Annotated in this window: 20 protein-coding genes; 10 read left to right on the plus strand and 10 right to left on the minus strand. The window is 60.0% G+C overall.

Translation table 11 applies throughout. The features are described from left to right. Window positions 1-187: 187 nt before the first annotated feature. The 4 genes from AC13FW_RS13475 (at window position 188) to AC13FW_RS13490 (ending at window position 4298) form a co-directional block, all read left to right on the plus strand. On the plus strand, window positions 188-922 hold the full coding sequence (locus AC13FW_RS13475) for a hypothetical protein (RefSeq protein ID WP_482989400.1): 735 nt from the start codon (window positions 188-190) through the stop codon (window positions 920-922). A gap of 226 nt (window positions 923-1148) precedes the next feature. After that, entirely contained in the window at window positions 1149-3074 is a 1926-nt protein-coding gene (locus tag AC13FW_RS13480; RefSeq protein WP_482989401.1) for a CocE/NonD family hydrolase, read from the plus strand. A 487-nt stretch (window positions 3075-3561) separates the two neighbouring features. Continuing rightward, entirely contained in the window at window positions 3562-3813 is a 252-nt protein-coding gene (locus AC13FW_RS13485; RefSeq protein ID WP_296248526.1) for a hypothetical protein, read from the plus strand. A gap of 179 nt (window positions 3814-3992) precedes the next feature. After that, complete coding sequence (locus AC13FW_RS13490; RefSeq protein WP_482989418.1) at window positions 3993-4298, plus strand: BON domain-containing protein; 306 nt, start codon at window positions 3993-3995, stop codon at window positions 4296-4298. A 127-nt stretch (window positions 4299-4425) separates the two neighbouring features. On the opposite strand, the gene AC13FW_RS13495 is transcribed toward AC13FW_RS13490, so the two are convergent. Further along, a complete protein-coding gene (locus AC13FW_RS13495; RefSeq protein WP_482989402.1) occupies window positions 4426-6696 on the minus strand; it encodes an Ig-like domain-containing protein in 2271 nt (756 codons plus the stop codon). 419 nt (window positions 6697-7115) lie between these two features. On the opposite strand from AC13FW_RS13495, the gene AC13FW_RS13500 reads away from it, so the two are divergent. After that, the gene (locus AC13FW_RS13500; RefSeq protein WP_482989403.1) at window positions 7116-7394 is read left to right on the plus strand and encodes a hypothetical protein; all 279 of its coding nucleotides are present in this window, start codon (window positions 7116-7118) and stop codon (window positions 7392-7394) included. A 92-nt stretch (window positions 7395-7486) separates the two neighbouring features. Beyond that, window positions 7487-7714, plus strand: a complete 228-nt coding sequence (locus AC13FW_RS13505) for a hypothetical protein (RefSeq protein WP_482989404.1) — start codon at window positions 7487-7489, stop codon at window positions 7712-7714. A 68-nt stretch (window positions 7715-7782) separates the two neighbouring features. Here the strand turns inward: AC13FW_RS13505 and AC13FW_RS13510 are convergent, their stop codons facing one another. From AC13FW_RS13510 to AC13FW_RS13540, 7 genes are all read right to left on the minus strand, one after another. Continuing rightward, complete coding sequence (locus AC13FW_RS13510; protein ID WP_482989405.1) at window positions 7783-9177, minus strand: MipA/OmpV family protein; 1395 nt, start codon at window positions 9175-9177, stop codon at window positions 7783-7785. A gap of 6 nt (window positions 9178-9183) precedes the next feature. Then, window positions 9184-10575 (minus strand): DcaP family trimeric outer membrane transporter, encoded by a 1392-nt coding sequence (locus tag AC13FW_RS13515; protein WP_482989406.1) that lies wholly within the window; start codon window positions 10573-10575, stop codon window positions 9184-9186. Between the two features lie 30 nt (window positions 10576-10605). Then, window positions 10606-10740 carry a hypothetical protein gene (locus tag AC13FW_RS13520; protein ID WP_482989407.1) on the minus strand — a complete coding sequence of 45 codons (135 nt, stop codon included), beginning with the start codon at window positions 10738-10740 and terminating at the stop codon, window positions 10606-10608. A 305-nt stretch (window positions 10741-11045) separates the two neighbouring features. Next, entirely contained in the window at window positions 11046-12290 is a 1245-nt protein-coding gene (arcA, locus tag AC13FW_RS13525; protein WP_282269453.1) for an arginine deiminase, read from the minus strand. A 336-nt stretch (window positions 12291-12626) separates the two neighbouring features. After that, a complete protein-coding gene (locus AC13FW_RS13530; protein ID WP_482989408.1) occupies window positions 12627-14054 on the minus strand; it encodes a basic amino acid/polyamine antiporter in 1428 nt (475 codons plus the stop codon). 110 nt (window positions 14055-14164) lie between these two features. Further along, a complete protein-coding gene (locus tag AC13FW_RS13535; protein WP_482989409.1) occupies window positions 14165-14812 on the minus strand; it encodes a response regulator transcription factor in 648 nt (215 codons plus the stop codon). Between the two features lie 323 nt (window positions 14813-15135). Next, window positions 15136-15402 carry a hypothetical protein gene (locus AC13FW_RS13540; protein WP_482989410.1) on the minus strand — a complete coding sequence of 89 codons (267 nt, stop codon included), beginning with the start codon at window positions 15400-15402 and terminating at the stop codon, window positions 15136-15138. On the opposite strand from AC13FW_RS13540, the gene AC13FW_RS13545 reads away from it, so the two are divergent. Further along, window positions 15401-15703 carry a hypothetical protein gene (locus AC13FW_RS13545; protein ID WP_482989411.1) on the plus strand — a complete coding sequence of 101 codons (303 nt, stop codon included), beginning with the start codon at window positions 15401-15403 and terminating at the stop codon, window positions 15701-15703. The genes AC13FW_RS13540 and AC13FW_RS13545 overlap by 2 nt on opposite strands. 402 nt (window positions 15704-16105) lie before the next feature. Further along, on the plus strand, window positions 16106-17614 hold the full coding sequence (locus tag AC13FW_RS13550; protein WP_482989412.1) for a sensor histidine kinase: 1509 nt from the start codon (window positions 16106-16108) through the stop codon (window positions 17612-17614). A gap of 1169 nt (window positions 17615-18783) precedes the next feature. Here the strand turns inward: AC13FW_RS13550 and AC13FW_RS13555 are convergent. Further along, complete coding sequence (locus AC13FW_RS13555; RefSeq protein WP_152906988.1) at window positions 18784-20844, minus strand: hypothetical protein; 2061 nt, start codon at window positions 20842-20844, stop codon at window positions 18784-18786. A gap of 464 nt (window positions 20845-21308) precedes the next feature. Here AC13FW_RS13555 and AC13FW_RS13560 point away from each other — a divergent pair, with 464 nt between their 5' ends. Together AC13FW_RS13560 and AC13FW_RS13565 are read left to right on the plus strand one after the other, a co-directional pair. Beyond that, the gene (locus AC13FW_RS13560; protein WP_482989413.1) at window positions 21309-23357 is read left to right on the plus strand and encodes an SIR2 family protein; all 2049 of its coding nucleotides are present in this window, start codon (window positions 21309-21311) and stop codon (window positions 23355-23357) included. After that, window positions 23350-25104 carry a hypothetical protein gene (locus AC13FW_RS13565; protein WP_224328837.1) on the plus strand — a complete coding sequence of 585 codons (1755 nt, stop codon included), beginning with the start codon at window positions 23350-23352 and terminating at the stop codon, window positions 25102-25104. The genes AC13FW_RS13560 and AC13FW_RS13565 overlap by 8 nt, the downstream gene beginning before the upstream one ends. A 172-nt stretch (window positions 25105-25276) precedes the next feature. On the opposite strand, the gene AC13FW_RS13570 is transcribed toward AC13FW_RS13565, so the two are convergent. Further along, window positions 25277-26053 carry a hypothetical protein gene (locus AC13FW_RS13570; protein WP_180883154.1) on the minus strand — a complete coding sequence of 259 codons (777 nt, stop codon included), beginning with the start codon at window positions 26051-26053 and terminating at the stop codon, window positions 25277-25279. Between the last annotated feature and the right edge of the window lie 37 nt (window positions 26054-26090).

The following is a 26090-nucleotide window of genomic DNA, read 5'->3' on the forward strand; positions in this document are numbered from 1 at the left end:
CTGCAGAAGATCACTTATGCGAGCGTGCCTTTTCTCCGTGTTTCTTACCTGCATCCTTGCCTGCCTGGCAATCTTGCTCGGCGTCCACCACCAACATGTCGGGGACATGCAGACTGCTGCTCCAGCGGAGGTAGCGGCATCGGATGGATTGAACGTCGCACCCAGCTCCCCCCCCAAGGACGGGACGGTGCAGCAAGTGCAATCAAGCGCAGATCCGGCAGACAACTCAGCTTCGCAGGTATCAATTGCCAACATCGACAGAGTGATGGAAAAGGAGAATCTGGCAGATATATGCGGTTACACAAAACAACATCACAGCACGTCCTTTGAAGAAATCGCCAAGCGCAGCCGGTCACCGACTACGCGGACATTGGAATCTGCCTACATACTTGACGCCTATGCTTCTTCGCACTGCGCCCGGTCACGCGCGCAACCGATGAGAAACTCACCTCCTTTCGATGACAGCGTAAGGACATTGGCCCACAACGGCGATTCGGAAGCCAGACGCATGGTCTTTGCAAGCGATGTGCTTGGTGATGAGCAATCCTCCCACCAAGCCCAGGAGCGCGCCCTCATGATCCTGGACGAACTGATGGCAACCACAATGCACGCTTCAATGTTCGAGCACGCAGGGGTATTGCTGGCATCCCACGCGGCAACCGAACCTCTGTTGGCCGCTGACGGAGCCGCAATGGAGCCAGAGCAGCGCCTTTCTGCAGGAACAGTTGGCACCCTCATCGCCCGCTGCCGGATCTTCGGCGGCTGCGCTCCAATCAGCGTTCTCACACTGCGCGCCTGCATGCCAGACTTGTGTACGGCGGAGGGCATGGATGGGTATCTACAGCAGATTCTCAGCGCCAACGAGATGGAGAACAGTCATCGCCATGCTGATGATCTTGTGGCCAGGCGCCAGACGCGCTGATGCAGTTCACGACCTCGCCGCTCGATCTGCGACCGTCAAGGGATCGACAACGAACCTGCCTGCGGCACCTCACCGTTGGCGCCGAGGCCTGTTGACCTGACAGAGTCAGGCAGTTGAGGATCAAGTGCATATTGTCTCTGTTGGGCAGCCCATGACCTTTGCCATGTGTAACCCGCACTACACAGGCATAGCGTCAGCGTTCACCCAGGCACTTGAGGTAGGCGCAATGCGGACCCTGACGCTGGCAGCAGCCATCGCTACCATCACCTGCCTGGGCATGACGATGCCGGCCAGCGCGCAGGTAGCGCCGATGACGCCGGACATCACCGGCAAGAAATTCGTCGCCCCGCTGCCAGCCCGCGACTTCGACAAGCGCGAGGTGATGATCCCGATGCGCGACGGGGTCAAGCTCTATACCGTCATCATGATCCCCAAGGGTGCGCACAACGCACCGATCCTGTTCACGCGCACGCCGTACAACGCGGCCGGCCGGGTTGATCGCACACCGGGCGCGACGCGCCTGGTCGATGCCCTCGCCCAGGGCGACACGGTGTTCGCCGACGACGGCTATATCCGCGTGTTCCAGGATGTGCGCGGCAAGTACGGCTCGGAAGGCGACTACGTGATGACGCGGCCACCACGTGGTCCACTCAACCCAGGCAAGATCGATCACAGCACCGATGCCTGGGACAGCATCGACTGGTTGGTGAAGCATCTGCCCGAGTCCAACGGCAAGGTCGGCATGCTCGGTTCCTCCTACGAAGGCTTCACGGTGGTGATGGCCTTGCTTGATCCACACCCTGCACTGAAAGTCGCCGCGCCGGAAAGCCCGATGATCGACGGCTGGATGGGCGATGACTGGTTCCAGCACGGCGCCTACCGGCAGGTGAACCTTGGCTACTTCAGCGGGCAGATGACTGCACGCGGTGCCGGCGCGAAAATCGCCATGCCGACCGGCGACGACTACAGCAGCTTCCTGCAGGCAGGCTCGGTTGGTGCCTTCGCCAAGACCTTCGGGCTGGAACAGATACCAGCCTGGCACAAGGTCAGCGAGCATCCAGCCTACGACGCCTTCTGGCAGCAACAGGCACTGGACAAGCTATTGGCCAGGCTACCGGAGATCAGTGTTCCCACCATGTGGGAACAAGGCCTGTGGGATCAGGAAGACATCTATGGTGCGCATACCGCTTGGGCTGCGCTGGAGCCCAAGGACCACGACAACACGCGCAACTTCCTGGTGATCGGGCCGTGGCGGCACAGCGGTGCCAATTACAACGGCAGCTCGCTGGGCGCACTGGACTTCAATGGCGACACCGCCCTGCAGTGGCGACGCGATGTGCTCAAGCCGTTCTTCGATCAATACCTCAAGGACGGTGCGCCGGTCGCCAACACGCCGCCAGTGTGGGTATACAACGCCGGCAGCAACCGTTGGGATACCTACAGCAAGTGGCCACAGAGCTGCCCGCAAGGCTGCACCGCCAACGCACGCAGACTCTATCTCAACACCGATGCGCACCTGGGCTTCAACAGCGCCACCAACACTGCGCAGTATGCAGAGTACGTTTCCGATCCGGCCAAGCCTGTTCCCTTCGTGCCGCGCCCGGTCAACATGGGTGATCGTGATGTCTGGACGACTTGGCTGGTGCGCGATCAGCGCTTCGTCGATGGCCGCACCGACGTTCTCACCTATACCGGCCCGGTGCTGGACAAGCCGATGAAACTGGCCGGCATTCCGAAGGTACAGCTCAGCGCATCCACGTCCGGCAGCGACAGCGACTGGGTGGTCAAGCTGATCGATGTCTATCCAGATCAGTATCCCGACAACCCGAAGATGGCCGGCTACCAGCTGCCGCTTGCGGTGACCATCTTCCGCGGCCGCTACCGTGAGAGTTTCAGCCAGCCAAAAGCAATCACGGCGGATGCACCGCAGACCTACAGCTTCGATCTGCCCAACGTGAACCAGACCCTGCAACCGGGGCACCGCTTGATGGTGCAGTTGCAGTCCAGCCTGTTCCCGCTCTACGACCGCAATCCGCAAAGCTATGTGGACAACATCTTCTTCGCCCAACCCGGCGACTACCGAAAGGCCACGCAGCGCATCTGGAACAGCAGCGAGCATCCGAGCTACATCACGCTTCCGGTTGTTGAGTGATGGTGTTGGCGTAGACGCCTTGTGGACGACGATCGTGTTGCAGGGCCCGAACGACGACCGCGCATAGCAATCTGGTGATGCCGGATTCGGCTGCAACGGAAGCAGCGCGAGCTTCGCGGCTTACGCCGCTCCCACAGGCAGCTGTTGGCTCCTGTTTCGCTGCCGTTGCTCATGGCCGTGCTATAGCAATAGTCGGCATCACTGCCTGCAATGCAATGGAGCATGTATGAAGCGCAGGAGGCTCAGCCAGCGCAGCATCATACTGATCGGCATCGCCGTCCTCGCCGCCGTCATCGCGTTGTCGGTCGTGCCTTGGTGATTGTTAACGCTGCGTGGCACAACGCGACGCAGCACACAGCAACGCCACAATGCAGTTCGCGTAATGCGCAGCATTATCCGTTTATGCGTATTCACGCATTGCTGCCTGTTCACGATCCCGGCTATAGCTGTACAGCCAGATCAGGGGATCACCTACCGGAGAAGTCCATTGGACAAGATCAAGTTTTTCCTTGAAGGGCCCGGTCGCCAACGTCGATTGGTGACCCTGCTGGCTACCGAATCCAGGAATATCGCCAAGGGCAGCAGCGATGGCCGCCGCGTCGCCACCATGGGGCTTAGCGATGTCTGCTTCCACACGATGGTCGATGAGCACGGCAACATCGCCAAGCAGATCGATTTCGATGGCTACCGTTTCAAGTTCCGTGACTCCAACCTGCCCTGGGATCTGATGATCGCCTGATCCGCGATGCGCAGCAGGACTCCTGCGTTACGCGACCTTTGCGTTTCCTGCACCTGCTCATCACCGGATACAGGCATCCGCTTAATCGCCCGGGGTGCAAGCTGCAGTTGGAGCATCGTTGCTCTGATCGGAGACACGACATGGATACCCGCAAGATGAAGCAACTGCTGTTCGCAGGCATGATCGCCCTTGGCTGCGCAGGCACTGCCCTCACCGTGCAGGCCGCAGGTCAAACCGCCGAGGGTCATGAGTCCGAACAGCCCGGCACCGATACCTGGATCACCACCAAGGTGAAGGCCGAGTTGCTGACAACCAAGGATGTGTCCGGCATGGAGATCAAGGTGGAGACTGTCAACGGCGTGGTGGCATTGAGCGGCACCGTCGCCAGCAAGGTCGAAGCGGACCGCGCCATTGCCGCTGCCAAGGCCATCAAGGGCGTGAAGAGTGTGGACAGTTCGGCGTTGATGGTGGCTGCCGCGCGTTGATGCGCTGGCAAGGGCACAATCCTTCGCTTGATCGAATACACGGAAAACGGCACCTTGCGGTGCCGTTTTCCTGTTTCATTACAGCCTGCCGGTCGTCTTCGCCGAGGGCAACAGCTCGCAGCACGCCTCAGATCAGTTCAACACGAACCGTATCCTGCACCAACAACTCGGCATCCATACCAGAGTGCTGATAGACAACGTAAGAAGCACCACCGATGTACTGCTTGCCCATTGAAGCCCAGTCGCCGAGGTCCGGGCCACCGGCACCAAGCAGATCATCCAGCCTGACCACGTCGCCAGCGTTTCCCTTCACCATCATCTGCACAGTCTGCTTCGCACCTTGGTGGAACAGGTCAACCTGGCCATTGGCAAGCACATCCTGCAACGACAGGCCCAAGCTGTTGTTGCCGGTGCCGGTGATATCGAAAATCTCGATCGAATCGATCCTGTCCTTCAACGTCGCAAGATCCAATTGCTGATTGGCGCCAGTAAGCTTGATCGTGTCCACACCCGCGCCACCGGAAACCCCGCCACTGCTGGCCGCCATCAGGTTGGCGACATTGGCCAGCGAGAACACGTTGTCCTCGTCACCACCATGATAAGCGCCAAGCTTGCCATCGATCGACTGGTTGGTGAGCACATTGAGCTCACTGGCACCGCTGCGTATCTGGAAATCATCCAGACCAATCCAGTCCCACGAACCAATACCCGTGTAGCCCGGCACCTTGTAGCCGGTGCTCACCACCATGTACGAGAAGTCCTGCCCGGCAGGCGCCTTGAATGATGCATTCAAGGAGTTTGGCCAATACGCAGACAGCGACAACTGCCCGACCAACGCGCCACTGGCCGTGTAAAACTTGACCACCGAGGGATCGAAGTAACCGGCCTGCAGGTTGGTCACAAGGAACGAGAGCTCGGAAACCGGACCTTCGGTGAAATCGATGCGGGTGCGCCCGGTGACGCCGATCTTCATGCCGGTATAGACCGCAGGGTCGTAGCTGGTCAGCCCGGTGACTGCATCAGGTGTCTGCCATACATCATGATCGACCTCGGAGGTGATCCGCAGCCCGTTGTACGTGGTGCTTTGCCCCGTGTTGAGGTTGACGTAGCCGGCACTGTTGAAGTCGATGAGCTTGTTGTCGCCCATGTCACGGTACTTCGAGCTGTTACCCGCCTTGTCGATGATGGCGGCCATGACATCACCATTGGCGACAGAGAATCCAGGCGCGATCCGCACGCTTCCCGCAGCCACCTCCTTGATGGTGAGTGCGTGTTCGAAGCGCTGTCCATCCAGTACCACACTAACGATATCGCCAGCGGACACGCCTGCCGGTTTGAAGGCCACGGTCAAGTAAATACCGTCGACGCTGAGCTTTGTCGGTGCATCCGGCGCCAGGGTATCGAGAAACACATCTCGCGATTCCACTTCACCGCTGCGCCCCGCGTCATTCACAACCTTGGTCTGGATCGACCAGTCGCCGATGTGGCTGTTGTTGTCCTGCGCGACCCAGCTGAGGCCACTCACCGACGCCACGCTCCAGCTCATGCCGCCATCGGTGGAAACCAGCAGGCGCTCATCGGCAGCCAGCTGTGCGCTGAGTGAACCCTGCATCAGGCGTCCCGCACTGCCGTCGTTGGTGAGCCAGTCACTGCTGCTCGCGCCCGAATCCTTGCCCATCGCGGCGACGGTGGCGATCTGCGTGGGCACAGCTGCCTTGACCATGATGGTGTGCTTCTCCGAAAGGTCGGACGCATTGCCAGCCTGGTCGGTCATTACAGCTTCGAACTCATGCTGACCATCGGCAAGCTCGACATCGGGTGTGAATACCCAGCTGCCATCGTCGGCAACCAATGCCTCACCAATCACCTGACCGTTGTCGATGATGGTGACGGTAGCGCCAGCCTCACCCTTGCCCGACAATGTAGGCCGGGTGTCATCCGTGCCGCCGCCATTGCCAATCGCGCCGGTGTGCGAGCCAACATCATCCAACACCTCACTGATGGACGGCGCCTCGGGAGCAACCTTGTCGACGAAGATCAGGTAAGGTTCGGACAGATCGCTGACATCACCATCCTCGTATTCGTGCAGGATGCTGATGCTGTGCCTGCCGTCAGACAGCGGGAAAGATGGCGTGAACGCCCAGATACCATCTGCTTCAATCCGGACACGTCCCAGCAGTTCGTAACCATCGTAGATATGGACAAGATCACCGGGGTTGCCCTTGCCTGTAATCTCCGGACGGCCATCATCGGTATAGCCACCATTTCCGATATTTCCCGTACTGCTGCCCTGATAATCGATGATCGCCTCGATCACAGGTACGCTGCCAACGGCATGCACATCGGAATGGCCGACGCTTGCCGTCTGCCGCATCCCGCCATAGCCCACTGCCTTCATTTGTTGCCTCCATCTACTTGAATTGACCATGCAACCGCCTTGAAGCAACTGTGCGTCTGGCGTCAGGACGCAGCGTATTGGTCATGCACTGCCTCGCGCGCACGGTGATGCGGCCTCCAGCACCACTGCTGGGGTCGTTGCCGACAAGGGTCTGTCTCATCGCGAGAGGCTGGGCAAGACAGCGTCAATCGCCGACCCTGGCCTTTCGCCGGAACGTCCCAATCAAGGGAGTGGAGACGTTCCAACTTGTTGTATTCAGTTCCCGCTTGATGTTGCCCACAGGCCAATACCATCTGGCGATCCATGTATCACGCAAAGCCTCAACCTCCAGCTCAAGGTTCGCGTTCCTGCTGCATCGATCCGTGCCAAGGGAACAGCCCCGTGACGTACTGGTTCCGTGTTTTCAAACGCCACCCTACGTGCGCCTGCTTGCATTGAAGGCTTTGGCCCGGCGGATCCAACACAACATCGGTGACAGGATTATCGGCATCGCTCCTGGGCAGAAGAATGGGATTGATCCTGAAGCACGGGCTTTGATTACCACCATGAGCATCCGCTTTTCAACTGAGAAACCAGATAAGCGAAAACCGCAGAAAATCGCCGCTCCCTTCATCGCTGATGAAACTCCTCGGCGAAGCATCGGCGCTGTTGGCATGACCATTTCCCTTGAAGGGTCAATGCGAGCCGCCAGCGCGTGACAGCCAGGCTCGCAGAAGAGCACGGACGAAACCCCATTCACACGCTTCGTGAACTGCTGCAGGTTCATGCATTGCACCTTGAACGGCTTGGCATGCTTCAAGCTTTCGCATCGACCCTGGTCGAAGTTCTGGCAGTGCAGGTGCTCCCACTGATCGGGCTGGCACTGCACTTCGATGCCGGCGGCAAGCGATGGGCGCCATTGGTATCAGGCCTGTTCGTACCGGTAGCCGCCTTCATACCGATGGTCGGCGTGGCGTTGGCCAGACGTGCATCTGCATCGTGTCGCGTTGGAGCTTGGCCAACGTTTCTGGTGATGTGAACGGCCAATGTCGGCATTGCTTTGCTACAGCGGCGTGATCACACCCGTATGGTCGGCACATCTGACGGTCATAAAGCGCCTTCCAGGTAGACGTAGATGTAGTTCGAACCACCGTCGACGGTACCGAGCATGCGCGCCGAACCAAAGATGCCCGAACGGTGCGAGATCCCCACGCCGAGGTAGAGGTCGTGCAATCGCGGGTTGCCGATGATATCGCCTACACTGACATCGATGCTTGGGTCCAGGTAGTTCAGCAGCTTTGAGGTGTTGCGTTCGCGGCGCGCCTGTGACTCCACTTCGGTATGTGGCACGCGCTCGGCGTACGACAGGCCGAAGCCGAAGCCGATGCGGGTATCGACGCGATGCGACCACGGGAAGCCGTAGTAGAAGGCCTTCATGTAGGCATCAATCTGCCAGGCATCGGGCTGGATGCCACGCTCCTCATGGCGCAGGAAGCCGACATAGCCGACCAGGTCCAGCGGCCAGCCATTGAGGCGAGAGACAAAGGGGCGGCCGATGTGCACGCCCCAGATGTCGGTAGGGTCGTCGGAATTGAGGCGGGTGCAACTGAAGGTCATGATCTTGATCATGTGGCAGCCGTCCGCCGAATCGCGACCGTAGAATACCTTCACCCAGGTCGGGGTCTGCGGCTTGTGCCAGGCGACATCACCATTGCCGAAATCGTAGGACGCGCCCAGCATGGTGCCCCACTGCCCATCGTCCTTGGCCAATGGGCTGTTGCGGATAGCGCTGGAATGCCTGGTCAGGTAAGCACCACCGAGCACGCTCCAGTTCTGCAGCACGCGCCTGCGACCGTATAACCCGGCGGTGACGTCCAACCCGGAACCGGCCGCATAGGCAGGCCTCGGGATGTCCGCCTCGTCCTGCTCCACGTCGAAGTAGTAGTCATTGAGTTTGGCGCTGCGCCATTGCAGGCTCAGCACCGGCTGCAGCGCCCAAGCCTCACCGCGCCAGATGTAGCCATAGGCAGAGCGGACTTCGCTGCCCTTGGAGGTGTTGGAGATATCCTGCCGTACCGTCAGGTCCAGCGAATGTGCGTCGTGCTTCCAATACAGACGCATGCCAAGATCGGCCTCGCTGTTCCGCGGGCGCATGCCATCCAGGATCGGCGGCGTCTCGTCCTCCGGATAGCCCTCCAGCCTGCGCTCCACGAACAACTCCAGCCCCCGGTCCTCGCGCTGGGTCAGTTTGATACCCGCACTGTTGGAACGCAGGAAGAAGCGATCCCCTTCGTACAGATACAGCGGCAGCAGGTCCACGCTCTGATCGCCGCCCTTGTAAGGCGAGGTCTCGACCCGCACCAGGCCACCCAATCCCGCGCTTTGTGGCTCATCCAGCAGCGAGCCGAGGGTAGCGTTCTGGGCGGTCGCCAGGGGCGAGGCACATGTTGCCGTGGCCAGCAGGGTGAGACGCAGGAGAGCAGGGCGAAGAACTGGATGCATGGTCGATCACCGTATGAAGTCGTATTTCAGCGCAGTCTGCACGCGGAACACATCGGCGCTGGCACCATCCTGTTGCTCCAGCTTTCCGTACAGCAGTTCCGCGCCCCAGCTCCAACTCGGTGCTGGCTGCCAGATCAGGTTCACCGCCGCATAGTCACTACGGCGGAAGATGCTCGCGGCAAGCAGGTTGTCGCGCTGCAGACGCAACTGGCTATAGGTCAGGGTTGAGCGCCAGCGGGCGGACCATTGATGGTTGTAGCCCCACCAGCCACCGTATTGCTGCAGCGTCTGCAGGTCACCGCGCGCATCCACCACGCCGTCCAGGTTCAAACCGCCCAGATCACCGAGATAGGAGGCGATGCCCTGCCCGCCGACGACGCCGAACACGAAGTAGTCGCCGCTGTCGGCATTCCACGATCCGCTCAGGGCCAGGCCGCCGGCATAGGCACCACCACTCCCCTCGACACTGCCGCGGGCGGAGTCGTAGGCCAGGTAGCGCATCACACCTGACAGTTGCAGATGGCCCCAGTCGGCCTCGTGGCGTGCGGCAGCGACAAGGCTGGGCGCGGCGTTGCGGGGCTGCTGGGTAGCCCCGGGCAGCTGCAACTCGGGGGAATGATGCTCGGCGGCCAGCAGGAGCTGGTTACCCCTCCCCAGCGGGAAGTACTGGCGGATGCTGGCCACTCGGGCAGACGGCGATGCACCCGGGCCAGCGAAGTCGATCAGGTCCGGGCCCGAATCCAGATCCATGAATGCCGACCACCCGAAGCCAACATACGTATTCCCGAGTTGGCCCCAGGCGTGGCGCAGGCGATATCCGTAGCTACCACCGGAGCCGAAGAAGTCGTTCTGCAGCAGCATGCGCAACTGACCTCGGTCGGTGTCGCGGCGCGCTTCAAAGGTAAAGCGGGTCTGTCGCGCATGCATGTTGAAGCGGCTTTTGCCACGACCGCCATCAATCGGGATGTCCGAGGCAATGAACTGATCGTCGTCCCCGGCATCGCCACTGTCCCACATCGCATCCAGCTTGGCGTAGCCGTCCAACCGGATCCACGTAGCGGTACCGGGGATCGGGAAGAATCCTTCGAGGTCTGATCCCGTCGGCATATCATTGTCGGCGCGGGCCGTGGCTTGATCGTCCTCGTCAAACGACTCACGGGCCGGCAAGGGCGAAATGGCCAGTTTCAGCGCCGGCGGCATCGTCAGCGCAGGCGATGCCTCCGCCGTTGGCGTTGGTGCCTGCTTGGCTTCCAGTGCATGGATGCGCGCGGTCAGAACCTCAACCGTCTCGCGCAGTTGTTTCAGCTCGGCATCCTGGTCGGCATCGCGGCTCTGCGCCAGCGCACAGGCGGGTGCCAGCGAGGATGCAAAGCAGATGACGCGAACAAGCGTGTGCATGGCAGCATGCCTCAGGTGGAAGAAGGGCAATCAATCTGCGTGGAACGCTTTCGAGCCTGCCCTCCCCAAGGCGACATACAGGTTCACGGCATCCTGCAGCGCATCAGCACCCAGTTGCAGCAGGCGCTGTTCGACAATGAAGTGGCTGCGCTCGAGATCGGGCATGTCGAGGCACGGCCTGGGTCCGACGCCATGGCGATCTTGCGCACACACCACCAGCGTGGCCTGGGCGATGCACGGAACAGCAGCGCGTGCCTGGCACCGATATCGGCATCGGCAGCGCGCAGTGGCTGCTCGGCCATGCGGATGTCGGGCCGCAACTCCAGAGACGGTGGTGCTGCGATCGCACGCAACCGGCAATGGCGCGGCCAGCATCGGCGAAACCACACATCGCAGGCTATGCATCACCGTGACCTCCATATCGCCCCGCGCACAGGGGCCAGTCGCGGAGCGCCCTGGCCGGCCCAGGACTACACCGGATCGCGAATCAACGGACAGGTCATGCAGTGCCCGCCGCCACGTCCACGGCCAAGCTCCGCGCCGACGATGCTGATCACCTCGATGCCTTCCTTGCGCAGGCCTGTATTCGTGGCGGTGCTGCGATCATAGGCCACCACCACACCGGGCGAGATCGCCACAAGGTTGTTGCCGCTGTCCCACTGTGACCGCTCAGCTGCATAGCGGTCACCACCTGACTCGACGATGCGCAGCTTCTGGAAGCCGAGCGCCTCAGCCACAACGTCATTGAAGTGGCGCTTCTCGAACACCACCTCGAAGCCGGGCTCCTTGTCGCTGGGATACAGCGACACCGGATGTATCTGATCGACGATGCTGGGGAACACCGTCACCACGTCACGGTCGGCGAACGTGAATACCGTATCCAGGTGCATGGCCGAGCGCAGCTTGGGCATCACCGCCACGATGATGCGTTTGGCTGCGCCACTGCGGAACAGCGACCGCGCCAGTTGGGTGATGGCCGTGCGCGAGGTACGCTCGCTCATTCCGACCAGCACAATGCCATTACCGGCGATGAGTACGTCTCCCCCTTCCAGGGTCGCATTGCCATGGTCAACGGTAGGGTCGCCGAACCAGATGGGAAAATCCGCCTTGGCGAAATCCGGGTGGAACTTGTAGATCGCCGTCGTCAAGATGGTTTCTTCGCGACGTGCGGGCCAGTACAGCGGATTCAGGGTCACACCCTGGTAGATCCAGCATGTGGTGTCGCGTGTGTATAGGGTGTTGGGCAGCGGCGGCAGCAGATAGCCCACCAACTCGGGCAGCGCGCGCATCGTCTGCAGGGTTGGGCCCGCAAAGTCCTCGGGCAGGTCCAGCACGCTCAGCCCGCCGATCAGCGTTTCGGCCAGCCTGCGCGCCGGCAACTCCTGCAGGTAGGCGCGCACCTCGGCCATGAACTCCAAGCCCACCTCGTTGGCGTTGACCTGGTGGTCGAGTATCCAATTGCGGGCGTCATCGATCTCCAGGGTCTCGGCCAACAGGTTGTGCATTTCCACTACGTCTACACCGCGGTCGCGCATCTTCGACATGAAATCGAAATGATCACGCTTGGCGTTGTCCACCCAGATCACATCATCGAACAGCAGGCTGTCCTTGTTGCGTGGCGTCAGCCGCATATGTGCCAGGCCCGGAGAACACACCATCACCTTCCTGAGAATGCCAACTTCAGAGTGGACGCCATACACCGGTGCGCTGGACATGGAAGACTCCGCATCAACGATAAGGGGTGGTTGCATCCTAGTCGCCTCTACACGAATGAAGGCTTGTTTTAGGTAAAAAGCAGTAGAAATACCTAGCTCGAAATCACCAGCTTCGTGCAGGCACTCAAGTATCGTCGGCCTTGATGCAGGCCTGCGCGCATCGCGGCTTCCTTGATGCCGCGCAGGATTAACAGATGAAAGCCCGACAGCAGCAGTGATGCAAAAAGGCCGCAGGCAGGTCAAACACGCCCGAGCCGACCACCGGAACGGTTGACTCAAGGCGGGGCAGCCGCCGGACCTCCAATGGGACGATCGCTCACTCCCCTTCCCGTAACCTCATATCTCGATATACCCCGTGGCGATCCAGTACACGCCGACCAAGGCTGCGATGATGGCCAGCGCCAGAATCACGGCGTCGGAAGGCCTTGCGATGAACTTCCGCCCCTGCTCGTGGCGCGCCCACAGATACAGCAGGCTGCCCGGGGCGTAGAGCACGGCCGAGAGCACGATGTACTCGATGCCACCAGCCCATAGCAGGAAGATCGTGTAGATGGTGGCAGCCATGCACAGGAATAGATCCCTGCCCCTGTCCTGTGGCCAGACATCGTAGGCCTCACCCTTCCGAGTCAGTTGCAGGCCATAGGCGGCCACCAGGAAGAAGGGAATCAGGGACATCGCGCTGGTCAGGTTCAGCATGAGGCTGAAGGCATCGCGCGACCAATAGGTGCTGATCACAATCAGCTGGACGATGATGTTGGTGGCCCACAAAGCGGCCGAGGGCACACCATTGCCGTTCTCCCGGGCAAACACCTTGGGCATGTCGCGGGTGCGCGCCGCGGCCGACAGCACCTCGGCGCAGATCAGCGACCAGGTCAGGTAGGCGCCCAGTACAGAAACCAGCAAGCCGACGCTGACGAAGATCGCGCCCCACTGTCCAACCACCGCTTCCAACAGCGCGGCCATCGAGGGCTGGCGCATCGCGGCGATATCTGCGCGGGGCACCACCGCATACGGCAGCAATGTCACCAGCACCATCAGCGTGGTAACCACCAGGAAACCGGTGATAGTCGCCGAACCAACGTCGCGTCGATCCTTGGCGTAGCGCGAATAGACGCTGGCACCCTCGATGCCGAGGAACACGAATACGGTCACCAGCATGGTGGCGCGCACCTGGGAAAAAATGCCGCCTTCCAGGTCCCCACCGTAGAAATTGAGGGTAAACATATCCGTGCGGAACGCGAATACCATGATCGCCAGGAACACGAGGATCGGAACGACCTTGGCGATGGTCACGATCTTGTTGATGGCCGCTGCCTGCTGCACGCCGCGCAGGATCATGAAGTGGAACAGCCAGATTCCGATCGACGCGACCAGGATCGCCACCACGGTGTTGCCATTGCCGAACACTGGAAAGAACGCGCCGAGCGTGGACTTGATCAGCACCCAGTAGGAGACATTGCCGATGCAACTGCCGATCCAGTAACCAAATGCGGAGAGGAAGCCTGGATAGTCACCAAACCCCTCCTTGGCATAAGCGAACACACCGGCATCCAGGTTGGGCTTGCGTTCGGCCAGCAGCTGGAAGACGCGTGCCAGCGTGTACATGCCCAGACCGGCGATCAGCCAAGCCACCAACGCACCCAGTGGGCCGGTTGCACCTGCAAATGTACGTGGGAGGGAGAAGATGCCCGCACCAATCATCCCGCCGACGACCATCGCAGTGAGTTGGGCGCGCGTCATCTTGATCAGATGGGAGGAAGACATGGGAAACGCTCCACCAGCTGGCAAGGTCGGTGGGCGCATGATGACCCATTCGCTTTCGCCACGCCTCAGTACTTCTACCGATCATGCGGCGGCTGCTTCGCCCGAAATCTCTACAAGTGGCGCGTGGCGCTTTCTACCAGGCCAAGCTCGTGTGCACGGCGCACCAGCTCGATGGTTCCGTGCACGCCGAATGCCTGCATCAATGCATATTTGTGCGATTCCACCGTGCGTACGGAGATTCCAAGTGAGTAAGCGATCTGCTTCGAGCGCAGACCCAGTGCCACCTGGCTCAGGATCTGCCGCTGCTTGTCGGTGAGCGATGGCATGCGGCACGAACCGCCAGCGATGACCGGCGCCGCCAGCGTGGGGCTTACATAGTGACGGCCGGCAATGACCTCCTCCACCGCGCGCAGCAGTTCTTCGCCCGCCGCGGACTTCAGCACGTAGCCCATCGCGCCGGCCCGCAGCGCGTCCCGGGCCAGCCATGGGTCGGCATGCATGGTGAGGAAGATGAAAGGCACCTGCAGGCCAGCTGCGTACAACTGACGCATGGCATCGAGACCGTTCGATTGCTGCATGCTGATATCCGAGATGACCAGCGTAAAGCCATCGGACTGCACCTGCCGCAGCAGCCGCTCAGCGGTATCGACTCGCACCACCGGGTAGCCGGCCGCGCGCAACAAGCTCTCCACGCCTTCGGCGACGAGCACGTGGTCGTCTGCAACAAGTATTCGCTTCTGCACTTGTGGGCTGGACATCGTGACTCCGCATGGAGCAGGGACTTCCTTCGAATAACTGGACGTCCGTTGGTCAATGACAGGTTGGCGCGAATTCTTCCGCCGCTTGATCCCCAGTACCGAGTGTAGGCGCTGCTTATTGCAAAAATCTACACACCTGCAAATAGCCACCCGCAGCTAAAAAGGCAGTTCTTCGAACAGATGCCGGCAATCGGCAGAGAAGCATTGCCGGCAGAACCAGGCTCCATCGTGATCCCGGCGCCCCGGTGCGAGGCACGTCAGCGGGCAAGCTTGCTCCAACAGCACGTGCCCATGCCATGCATCAGCTTGATCGGCAGTTCAAGTTACCGTGACTGCAGTCCAGCTCGGTGCAGCAAGAATCCAGCTTCCTGCTCGCCCCGAAACGCCACACCTTCGATGATCCACTCAGTCTGGGCTGACGCGCTCGAACGATGCTGGAGCTGCAGGTTCACGTCGGAGACATCGGTGATGCAGGCCACCACCACGTCCACGAATGCCACGATCAGCTGCGGTGCCGCACTGGCGAACGGCAACTGCTGCACCGTAGCGCCCCAGCACAACGCGCTGTCAACAACGGACAGGGTGCGCATGCTGTTGCAGGTATCGGCGGGCTTGAGGTGCCAGAAGCTGTCAGCCCAAGATCCGCAGGCGAGGTCCGGCATCCAAACATCGTCGTGCCATGCCACGGCCGACACGCAGCACCTGCCAGTTGGCGGAAAAGGAAACATCCATCGCCAACTGCTCGGCAAGCTGCATCAATCGGCCACACGCGACCACATGGCGACTTCGCCACCGACGCTGATCACGAAGAGCGAGCATCGCGATGGTCATCACATGGACTTCACATTTTCCCGGGCATGCACCGCCAGCGATTACGTGCCGCGATCCTGAGTGAACCGCCCCAGGTTTTGGCTTGCTGCCCATCTTACGGACCCTCCGTCGTCCGCCGTATAGCAGGCTGCTGGCCCGCACTCCTGTGATGGGCCACGCTCCGGCCATATCTCTGAATCAACATCGCGCATCGCGCATCGCGCATCGCGAAGACGCTGAAGCCAAAAACTGAGGCACTGGTCTCCATCTGCCACTCCGTCAGGTGTCGGAAAGTGGATAGCACAGCTTGGATTGCGTGTTAACTTCATCCGCGGTCCAACATAACCGAACTCCATGAGCGAGTTTACTGACTCAGCGCGTGCGCCAGCCCCGGCTCACGCACGCTTGGACGCTGGCCCGTTGCCCCAGACAGATCCCAGGTCTGTCGTCCTGGTGCCGGCAGTCATAGCAGTGTCCGCGGCCATGGGGCAGCTGGTCACCATGGACCTGTGGAATGCATCTTCCAGCCCGCAGGGGCTGAACTTGCCGGGCGCCATGTTCCTGTGTGTACTACTGTCCACCCATGGCAAGCGCGCCATCGTCTGGGCCATCGCGGTCCTGGCCGGCGGCATTTCGGCACAGGTCGGGATGGATGTAGCGTTTCTTGCTCATCTGCCGCTGCACATCACTTACTGTCTGCTGCTCATCCCCGTCGGCCACTACTTGGCTCTGCCGCCGCGCTCGCCCAACCCACTGCAGCGTTCGGCATGGTTACTGCGCTTCGTGGTGTGCTGCGGCCTGCTGTTGCCGGCCCTGATCGCAACCTTGTTCTGGCTGGCGGGCAATGCTCTCGGCCTTCCGCCTTGGCAAACCTACTGGCATTCCAACTTCCTGGCGCAAGCGCTCGGCTTCCTGCTGTTTGTCCCCATCTGCGTCAGCCTCAGGTATCGCATTACGGCCGGTGGCCCGCGGTTGTCGCCACGCCAGATTGCGCTGCCGGCAATCTTCATCGCCGTGGCTGCAACAGCGTGGGTTAATCTCAGCTCCAGCGGCACCACCGTGCACACGCTGCTGGCGATCGGCCTGCTTTTCATGTTGTTGCTTGTGCAGTTTCTATGGGGTGCCGATGCGGCATTCCTGTCGCTACTGATGCTGACCCTGGGCTGCCTGCAGCTTGGTTTCGCCAAGGGCGGGCACGCCACACCCGGGGAAGAAATTACCGTTACCGTCATCCAGATTGGTGCACTGGTCGCGGTGTTGAGCCTGCTGATGATGGTCGTCATATCTGAGCAATGGCGTCATCTGCGCACTACGCTGGAGCAAGTAGACGCTCGCATCGCAGTAATGGCCGAGCGCCTGATCAAGGTGCAGGAAGACGAGCGCGCGCGCATTGCCCGCGATCTGCACGATGACATCAACCAGTCGATCGCAGCGGTATCCATCCAACTGAGCAATGTCAGGCGGCAGTTGCCCGGGCTTTACCAAGGCAACCTCTCCGTTCTTCAGTGGAAGCTGGGCGAGGTTTCCGAACGTGTGCGGCAGATTTCGCATGACCTGCACCCCAGCATCCTGCACTTCAGCACCCTCTCCTCTGCGTTGGAGAGCCTGTGCCAGTCCCATTCCGGGCCGCCACGGGTGACGTTTATCGGCTGTACCGAGACCGAAGACAGCCTGACCCCCGAGCAGAAGATCAATCTGTTCCGCATCACACAGGAAGCCCTGCACAACGTGGTCCGTCACGCCCAGGCCGAGTCGGCGACGATCTCCCTCAGTACCGATGCACATCTGGCTGTGTTGCGCATCTGCGATGACGGAGTGGGGCTGCCACGGCGGGAGCGGCACTCGCGTCGGCTCGGGCTGGGGATGATCACGATGGAGGAGCGCACGCGAATGATGCGAGGCGTGCTGGTGCTGGAAGAGGCACCTGAGAGTGGGACATGTGTGGAGGTGCGGATACCACTGGAGGCGAGTCCAGGAGCCGCCGGGATCTAGTCGACACTTTCCAGGCGATGGCGATGCGCTGCTTCGAATTGGCGCGACTGCTCATGCTTGGCTCAAGGCGAATGCCTTTGCAGAAGCGCTGCCGTGCGGCGCCCCCCCTATTTGTAAGGCTGATCCAATTGGATCAAGGCAGCGCGTGGGCATCAACCACGCACTACTTTCCTGGTGGCCCTCAGAACAGGTGCTCGACGGACCTGCCCTGCCGCAGGTTGATCTTCCTGATCCCTTGCGGAGAAAGACGAGCGCCATTTGGGCCTTCTTCTCTGCAGACCACGCAGCGCACGGCGTCGGAAGCGCCCACATGATGCCCCGGGGATTGTCAGCGGCCCGACACCATGGGTGTTGCCGCCTCGACCTTTGAATCGACGACCAAGGCTTCAACCGAGGCAACGGCTTTGCTTGCCGGTCGAACTAGACGGGCAACCATAGGTTGATCCTGCTGGGCAACAATAGGTTCAGCCAAAAGCGCTCTCTGCAGATCAACCTATGCTTACCCAGCAACCATAGGTTGGCAGTGTTTTTCGCAAAAACTATTTAACATCAATAATTTCCGAATCTTCCGTTTGCGTCGGGGCTTAGCGTTCAGACTTTGGTTGCCGCACTCCAGACCGAGCCGTGCTCGCGAGGGACGCACCGCCAGGGAAGCACAATGTGGGCACTCAACAGCTACCTGCGCTGGCACCGCCTTGCGGCGGGCAGTGGACCTTTCGCCGCGCAACGGTCGAGGACAAGGGACGCGTTAGAAGAAACATGAATGGGAGAGTGCTTTCCCATTGTTCCGGCGAGTAGTAGGTTGGTTCCATGCTCTCATCACATGAAAGCACTCGGCGCCGGGGATGCTGCGTACGACGTTAACAGCGCGCTCAACTACTAAACGCCAAGTAGTTGGACACCGGCAGCCAAGATTCTCGAAAACTGGCGCCAAATCAACTGGACAGCAGCGCCATGTTAGTTGGACACCGCCGCCAGCGTCGCTGGACACTCTGGGATTAGGCTAGGCGCAACCGACGCTCCTCAAGAATATGTACGTACTCAAGCGCATGCTGCATGTGAAGCGGGCCGCCGACGTGGGGCCCTTCGACCCCGAGAATCTTTTCCTACGGCCACGGGATCCGTGGTCCACTGAAGCGCTGCACCGCGAGTCGCGCCTGCACAAGCCATCAGGAGACAATGGGCTCGGCTCTGTGGGCGTAACGCGCCTGGACGAGTTTGTGGTACTTCTCCACGCTGAAGCGCCAACTCTCGAAGACCAGCGTTCTCGCGCCGAAATCATTCGCGTAGTTGATCGGCTCAAGCGCCGCGAACTGTTCGCTCGCGAGGCCATCGCCGCCTAGGTAGCGGTCCACATCTGCCGTCGACAGCGAATCGCCTTCCCAGAAGCGATAGACCGCATCGGGACTGTGAATCCTCCCACGTGCGATCACGTTGATGAACTCGTGTGCCTGACGCACCGGGTGGCCTTGGATCGTCGACCCCGTGAAGACGCGATTGGCGGTCAGCACGAGCGTTCGAGTGGCGGTAGGAGCGGCAACGTTCCACTCGAGCGCCTGCCAGACCTTCTTCTGGTAAGCAGGATCGGCAAACATCTGCTGCCGCAACGAGAGCTGCTCGCCGGCCTTGCGAATGTGGTCGTAGCTGTTACGCATCTCGTGCGCATTGCACGGATGGTAGGCGTTCTTGCATTCGATCAGGTACAGCGTGCCATCCCGATAGGCGATCAGGTCCGTGTCACCAGCCTTTCGGGTTGGTTTGACCTCGACGCCGACATGGAAACCCGCGTGGCGCAACGCCTGTTCCACGGCCGATTGCATGGGGTCGGCCTCGCCTGCGAGACGCTTCTCATTGAGGCCATTGGCAAAGGCGATGTTTCGCACGAGATTGGCGTGCGCGATCACCGAAGGGGCGAGCAGGTAGTAATCATCGACCTTGAGGAACGGCGTGTACTGCAGGTCTACGAAATCGCGGGAGTCATCGAGCACCAGCAGCGAGATTATCTTCTCGGCCGTCTCCAAGGGAAGCACGTTACTGAGGAAGGTCAGTAGCTGCTCGTGCCGGAACACGGCGATGATAGAATGCAAGGCGAGTTGCGCCCGCTCCGCTGAGTCGGCGATTTTTACCAGCTCCCGCTGGTACAAAAATTCTAACAAGGCGAAGAGACGGCTGACGCGGAACAAGTCAATGGAGCGAACGCCGGGGGACACCTCGAAAGGTTCGAGCTCGAGGTCCTCGTAGTCATCCACGTCCAGCTGCAGCAGTGCTAGGTAGTCTTCACGGAAGGCCTGCTCTTCGGCGAGCGGATCAAACAGACCGGGCATGTCGGGGATGCCAAACGTGATGCGGCGGAGGGGCTTTTCCTTTATCTGCATGAAGCGCGAGATGATGGGCGCATAGAACCCATCAAACACCTCGGTTAGCGACATCGGAGGAGGCGATTTGGCCCAAACCTCTTCGATACCCAACCGGCGGACCAGCATCTGCGTCTCCATTTGGGCATAGCCGAGGCGTACGGACTTTTCCAGGTCCGGATCGATGGACCGGACGACAACCCGGCTATCTAAAGTGAGCGCGCGGTAGGGCAGCCCGTCAATCAGGGTCTCCGCGCGGCACAGTTCATCCAGCCTAAAGGCGGTATGCAGGTCCGTCAGGTAGGTGCTGCTGTCGGCGCTGAGCGCACGCTCGTCCGTGTAGGAGAAGTCGGTGATGCGCAGTCTGCCCGCCTCCCTGACGACGGTCAGCACGCGCGACACCGCGCTGGCAATGTCTTCCGCACTCAGGCCATCGTGGTCAGGCGCGATACTCGCTTCGTCGATCTCGGCATCGGTCAGCACCCGGGTGCGGGAGGAAAACGCCTGGTTGGCGATGACCAGGAAGGTCTTGAGCGCGCGACCCCGTCGCTTCGACAGCCGCGTCAGCAGGGCGTCCCGAAGTCGCTTGGCGTCCGCCGCGAGGTCGTGGAGGGCATCTACGGATGCCAGGTACTCGTGCCAACGAGGTTCGAGTCCCAGTGCGTCGTGCAGGCGGCCCAAGAGGCGCACCATTTCCCGCAGTGCTCCTATTCGAAAGTCGTATCGAGAGGCGCGCAGCAACCCCTTGCGGCGTAAGTCGGCCACCAGAGAATTGCCGCCCGCGCACACGGCCATAGCGAGCAACAGCGCGGCCGCGTCATGACGACGGTTTTGCCGGATCAACTCCTTGAGGCGCGCGAAGTCGTCTCGGGACACCTTCGCAGGTCCAATGGAGCAGGCATTCGAGCGCACCCACGCCTCCTTCTCAACTAGCGTGGGACAGCCCTGCAGAACTCGTTCGATCGATTGGACGCTCATTGGTGCGGAAAGTGGGTGCGTGAAGCCTTTAGATAGGGTCGGCTTCCACGCGCCGCAAGTGGACTTGGCACGACGGCGCTGTGTCTCAGTCTGCGAGAACGTCTTGGTCGAGAACGCAAGATTATCCCTCAGATGCTGTGATTCCCATGCCCCGTCGAACAGTTTCCTGTCGGGATTGTTGCTTCCTTCAACGCAAGCGTGATGAGACCTACGAGTGATCCGGCGTGGAGACCGAGCAGTCCAGGCGCCACTCAGCAACTGCTTAAGCCGCGACGCGACGTGGCACTCGACTGCCAAGAATTCTGTGGCCTGAAAGGCCAGCTATCAGCTTACTATTAGCATCAACGCCTCAGGAGGTTGATATGCCAAAATTCGTCAAGGGAGGTCCCGTCGTTCCGGACGAGCTGGTTCAGTCGCTCGAAGATGATCGTGTAGTGATCTTCTGCGGCGCGGGCATCTCGATGGGGGCCGGCCTCCCGGACTATGTAGGCTTGGTCAAGTACTGCTATGACGACCTTGCCGAGACTCTCCCTCCGTCCAAGGCATCTGATTGGCTCTGGCCCGACCGTATGCTGGGTAGCCTTGAGGGTAAGTTCGGGAGAGCTCAGGTGCGAGACGCCGTCAAGAGATGTCTCTCTGCAACGCCAACTTCGCTAGACATGCACAAAGCCATTCTACGACTCGCAAAATTGCGTGGCGAGACTGGAGTTCGGCTCGTTACGACGAACTTCGATACGCTGTTTGAGCAAGCCAGCAGCGCATGGCATTTCGGCAGAGACTTGCACTCTGGGCCCATCCTGCCGATTCCGCGCAACGATAAAGCAGCGACTTGGCGCAGCGTGGTCTACTTGCACGGCAGGCTGGACGAGGCGGGTGCTAATGAGCATCTAGTCATGACAAGTGCTGACTTCGGGCGGTCCTATCTGACCGACGCATGGGCTGCAAGGTTCGTAGCCAGGCTCTTTAGCGACTTCACAGTACTCTTCATTGGATACAGTCTCAATGATCCCGTACTTCGTTACATGACAGATGCATTCGCCGCTGAGAATTCATCGTCGCGCGTAGCGGCCAAGCGCTCTCCAGCCTATATCTTTGTGCCGCACAAGGGGAAAGGTGATGGCGATGGTGCGCCCTATAGCCACCGCAATCTCAGGCCGATTTTCTACCGAGAAACCAAGGACCATCGGCATCTTCGGAATACGATCATCGGGTGGGCCTATGCCCGGGAAGACTACCTTAAAAACACGATAGATCTGATCGCTCGAACTGCCCCGAAGCGCCCGTCAACCATCAACCCAAGTGATGTGGCGAACCTCGTATGGGCTGTGTGCGGACGTCCTAGTGACGCGGGCCATGGGGCCAAGGTGTTCGCGGAAATGAGGACGATCCCGCCTATCGAGTGGTTTGACGAGTTCGAGCTTCGTGAGATTGAAATTATTGCGATCCACGGGGAGGCGGAAAAGGCCGCGCGAGACGAAGGCGACCACCCACCTCCTCACCCGCATCTGATAATTGAGCCGCTGTTCCCTCGGGTACATGATGCCCGCCTCACGCAACTGCCGCCGCAATCGGAGCACTTGGCACGCTGGCTTGCACAGCACATAAGTGACTACGGTCTGGCGTCACGTGTGATCCAGAAGCTCGCTAGTCACAGGATCTTACATCCGTTCCTAGCTCGGCAGATCCGGATGTCTCTTTCTCAGACCGATGACGTGAAGCCCGGACTGGCGAAGCTCTGGAGACTGATCGTATCCACATCTGAGGACACCTTGGCGCTGGGGCGGCTGTTCCCCTTCGAGTTGAAGGTGCCCGAGAGTCTCGGTGTGGGTCACGAGGCTGTCGCGTTTAAGGTCGATCTGCTCGCAGCACTGCGTCCGTCCGTATCGCTCTCCCAGCCATTCAAGACGTCGCGCCCTGACTTCAATTCGAATGCCGATGGCGAGGAGGAGAAGGCGCGAGGCACACGATTGTCCGAAGTGGTCAATGCGGAATTAACCATCCCCGGGGATGCTCAAGTCAATCATCTTGTTGAGCGAATTCTGGCGCACAACGACTCCGCAGCCTTTGTAGCATCTATCCTGCCAGAGCTAACGGTGCTGCTGAGGCGGACTGCCGACCTGTTCACCCTCATCGAGAAAACATCCGCTGGGACCGACATCTCCGTCTTTCACCGTCCCTCTATCGTCCCGCATGCGCAGAACCGCAACTACGAGAATTGGACTCTGATGATCACGCTGATCTGGCACGGCTGGAAGCACATTGACATGGTTGCTCCTGACGATAGCCGCCGATTCATTGGTGAGTGGCTTGGCAGCGAAATCATCGTACTACGTAGGTTGGGTATCGCTGCGCTGAACCACACAGTTGGGCTAACTTGGCACGAAAAGATGGAGCATCTCCTCAATGGCTAATGTACCTGCACTTTGGGAGCCCTCGGCAAGGAAGGAGGTCTATGACCTTTTGGTTGCACTATGGCCACGTCTGGACGACGACGATCGCGTTGTCTTGGTGATGCAGATCGCGGGTGGCCCACCTGCATGGATGTCCGACCATCTATCCGAGACTGATCGAGATCAACTCTGCGCGCGCCGCGTATTCGAGCGCTTGCGGATCATGCAGCGCTCGGATCCTGAACGGCCAAATGCCGCGCTGGAAACTGAGCTTGCGCGTCTGCGCGGTATCTATCCTCATTGGGATGTCGCTCCAGGCGATCAGGCACACTTCTCGTTCTACAGTCAGTCTCGCTGGCGCACTCTAGACTCGGTGGACGACGAGGTGCGCCTGCAATCCATGACTGCGGCTGAGATTGTCGAGGAAATTACTACAGGTTCGCGGGAAGATGCGCTGGACGACTGGCGGCAGATGGTGGCGAGCGACTGGGACAGGATGATGGCAGTGCTTCGAGGCGTGGCGGAGCGAACTGGGCCCGACCCCGAGCTCTGGGCCGCGACGCTCTGGGGTCTTCGAACTAAGGCTGCGAGCCCAATACCTAGTGAGGATGTGCTTAGCCTGGTCGCAGGTATGGACGCTCAGCTGGCACTTGATCCCGGCGTTGCCGCGGCCGCCTCTTACTTACTGGAGTCGGCGGCGTCCTCCGCGCAGTTCTCCGAGATGTCGCAGGAAGGCTTTTGGCGGGCATTTGATGCTGTGTTGCCAGGCGTCGCTCAGGACGACTCTAACTCGCGCCTCCCAGATGATCACGACTGGGTCGCTGTCGCTATAAACACATCAATGGGCAATTTGGCTCTTGCCTTTCTCAACGCTTTGTTCGCCCGGCGCCAGCTTGTAGGCGCAGGTATCCCGGCAGATCTGATTGCTCGATTTGTCCAACTAATCGGGACTGGGGAGGCCCGCCACCTTCCTGCCCGCGTCGTGTTTGCTTCACGCCTTTCCTACATCTTCGCGGTTGATCCCGAGCTCGCGCGCTTGCACCTGCTACCTAACTTCGTGTGGGGCCGCGACGAGACTGAAGCCCTCGCATCTTGGCAAGGTTTTGGTTGGCAGCCGCACCTCGACCCATTGCTATGGAACGAGATCAAGACCGACTTCCTTGCGTGCTTCCAACAGGAGAGGATCCAACAGTTGGGCAAAGCCGTTGGCCCTCTGGCCCAGGCTTTAGCTGCCGCTGGGCTCTACATCGGTCTTGACGATTTGCCGCGCCAAGCGACGCAAGGTGCTATCAGCCGGATGAATTCTGAGACCCGTGCGAGCATGCTGCATTGGATCGTTGGGGCGCTTTACCGAGCGGACAACGGAGAAGTTGATCCGGATGCGGTTTGGGCTGAGAAGGTGAAGCCATGGATACTGAAGTTCTGGCCGCGTGACCCGCAGATCAAGAGCACTGCAGAAACTCGCCCCTGGGTAGAGATGGCGCTTGCGACGAACGAAGCATTCGAAGACGCCGTAGCGACAGTGGAGAAGTTCATTCGACCGGACGACAACGACTTCGTACTCGGTGAGCTGGCGGCCTCAGAGCACGTGGATGTGCACCCGCGGCCGGCGCTGAGACTTATGGATGCGTTTCTATCGCCGAATGGTCATTTTTGGTCCTTCGAAGAATTGAGAGTTGTGCTAGATCGCATCTTGGCTTCGGACCCTATGCTCCGCGAGGATCCAGCTTTTGCTCGGTGGGATGGCTTTGAGCGAGCACGCGCCTAGGGTCTACAACCGCTCTTGACAGGCTAGGAGATGTCTCACACCGAATGTGGAGCTGATGAGGCTACTCCGTGTGCGGTGTGCGCCGTGCGTCGCAAGCAGAGCTAGGTTGCCTCTCACGTACCGGAATTGGTCCGCTATCGAGCAAAAGCGGTCTGTCGCAGCCGTCGAACGGTTACAAAATATCCTCTTCTACCGGAGCCTTTTTTGACTTGTCCTTTTTAGAAACGGGCCACTCTGCGCGACTCAAATTAATCTCTTCTACCCCTAGAACTTCCCAAGCTATCGCCTTGAACTTCGCTGGGGATGGCGGATAGATACCGCTACTTGTTGCAGAAAATCCGATAGGCACATTGAGGTTTGATGAATGAAAAGCCGAGATGAGTCCGGAAAAAGCCTTCTGATGCTCTGCGTCCCTATGAAGGAACTTGAACTTCTTAGATGAGATAGAGCCATCAACAGGGAGAGTGTCGCGACGCTCACCCTTGAACGGACGTCGCAACAGTACAGCATCAATATTCGTCACGTGACCAGCCAAAACGAAAAGGCACACGGCGTCTGGATGCGCTCTTTTCATCAAGGAAAGCCTTACGAAGTCGGCCATCAAATTCGACACAGTGCAATGTGAGGAACCAGCCCACTTAGCTTCGATCAGGACTTGCGGCTCAGATACAGGCATCCGCTTATCGTCATATATCAGCGCGAAGTCCACATTTTTTTTGCGCCCGCCGCCACTTTTCTCGCCGACAACTGGCACCCGCTGTATCGCAGGAAGTGGGTAGTCCGCGTGCACACGAGCTGCCTTGTGATCTCCGTGTAGCGAGCTAGCAACGCTCCCTATTGCAGCCTTGAAAGAACTCTCAGAGAACAGCCCTGCCCTGAAGCAACAAGCCTCAAAGTGCATCCAGCTTCCCAAAGCTTCGGCGAATCGACGTGTGTGTTTCATGCGCATGTATTGGTCCTTCATCATTCTCGGAGCGAACAGGCAA

Source organism: Stenotrophomonas sp. 21LCFQ19 (assembly GCF_056861425.1).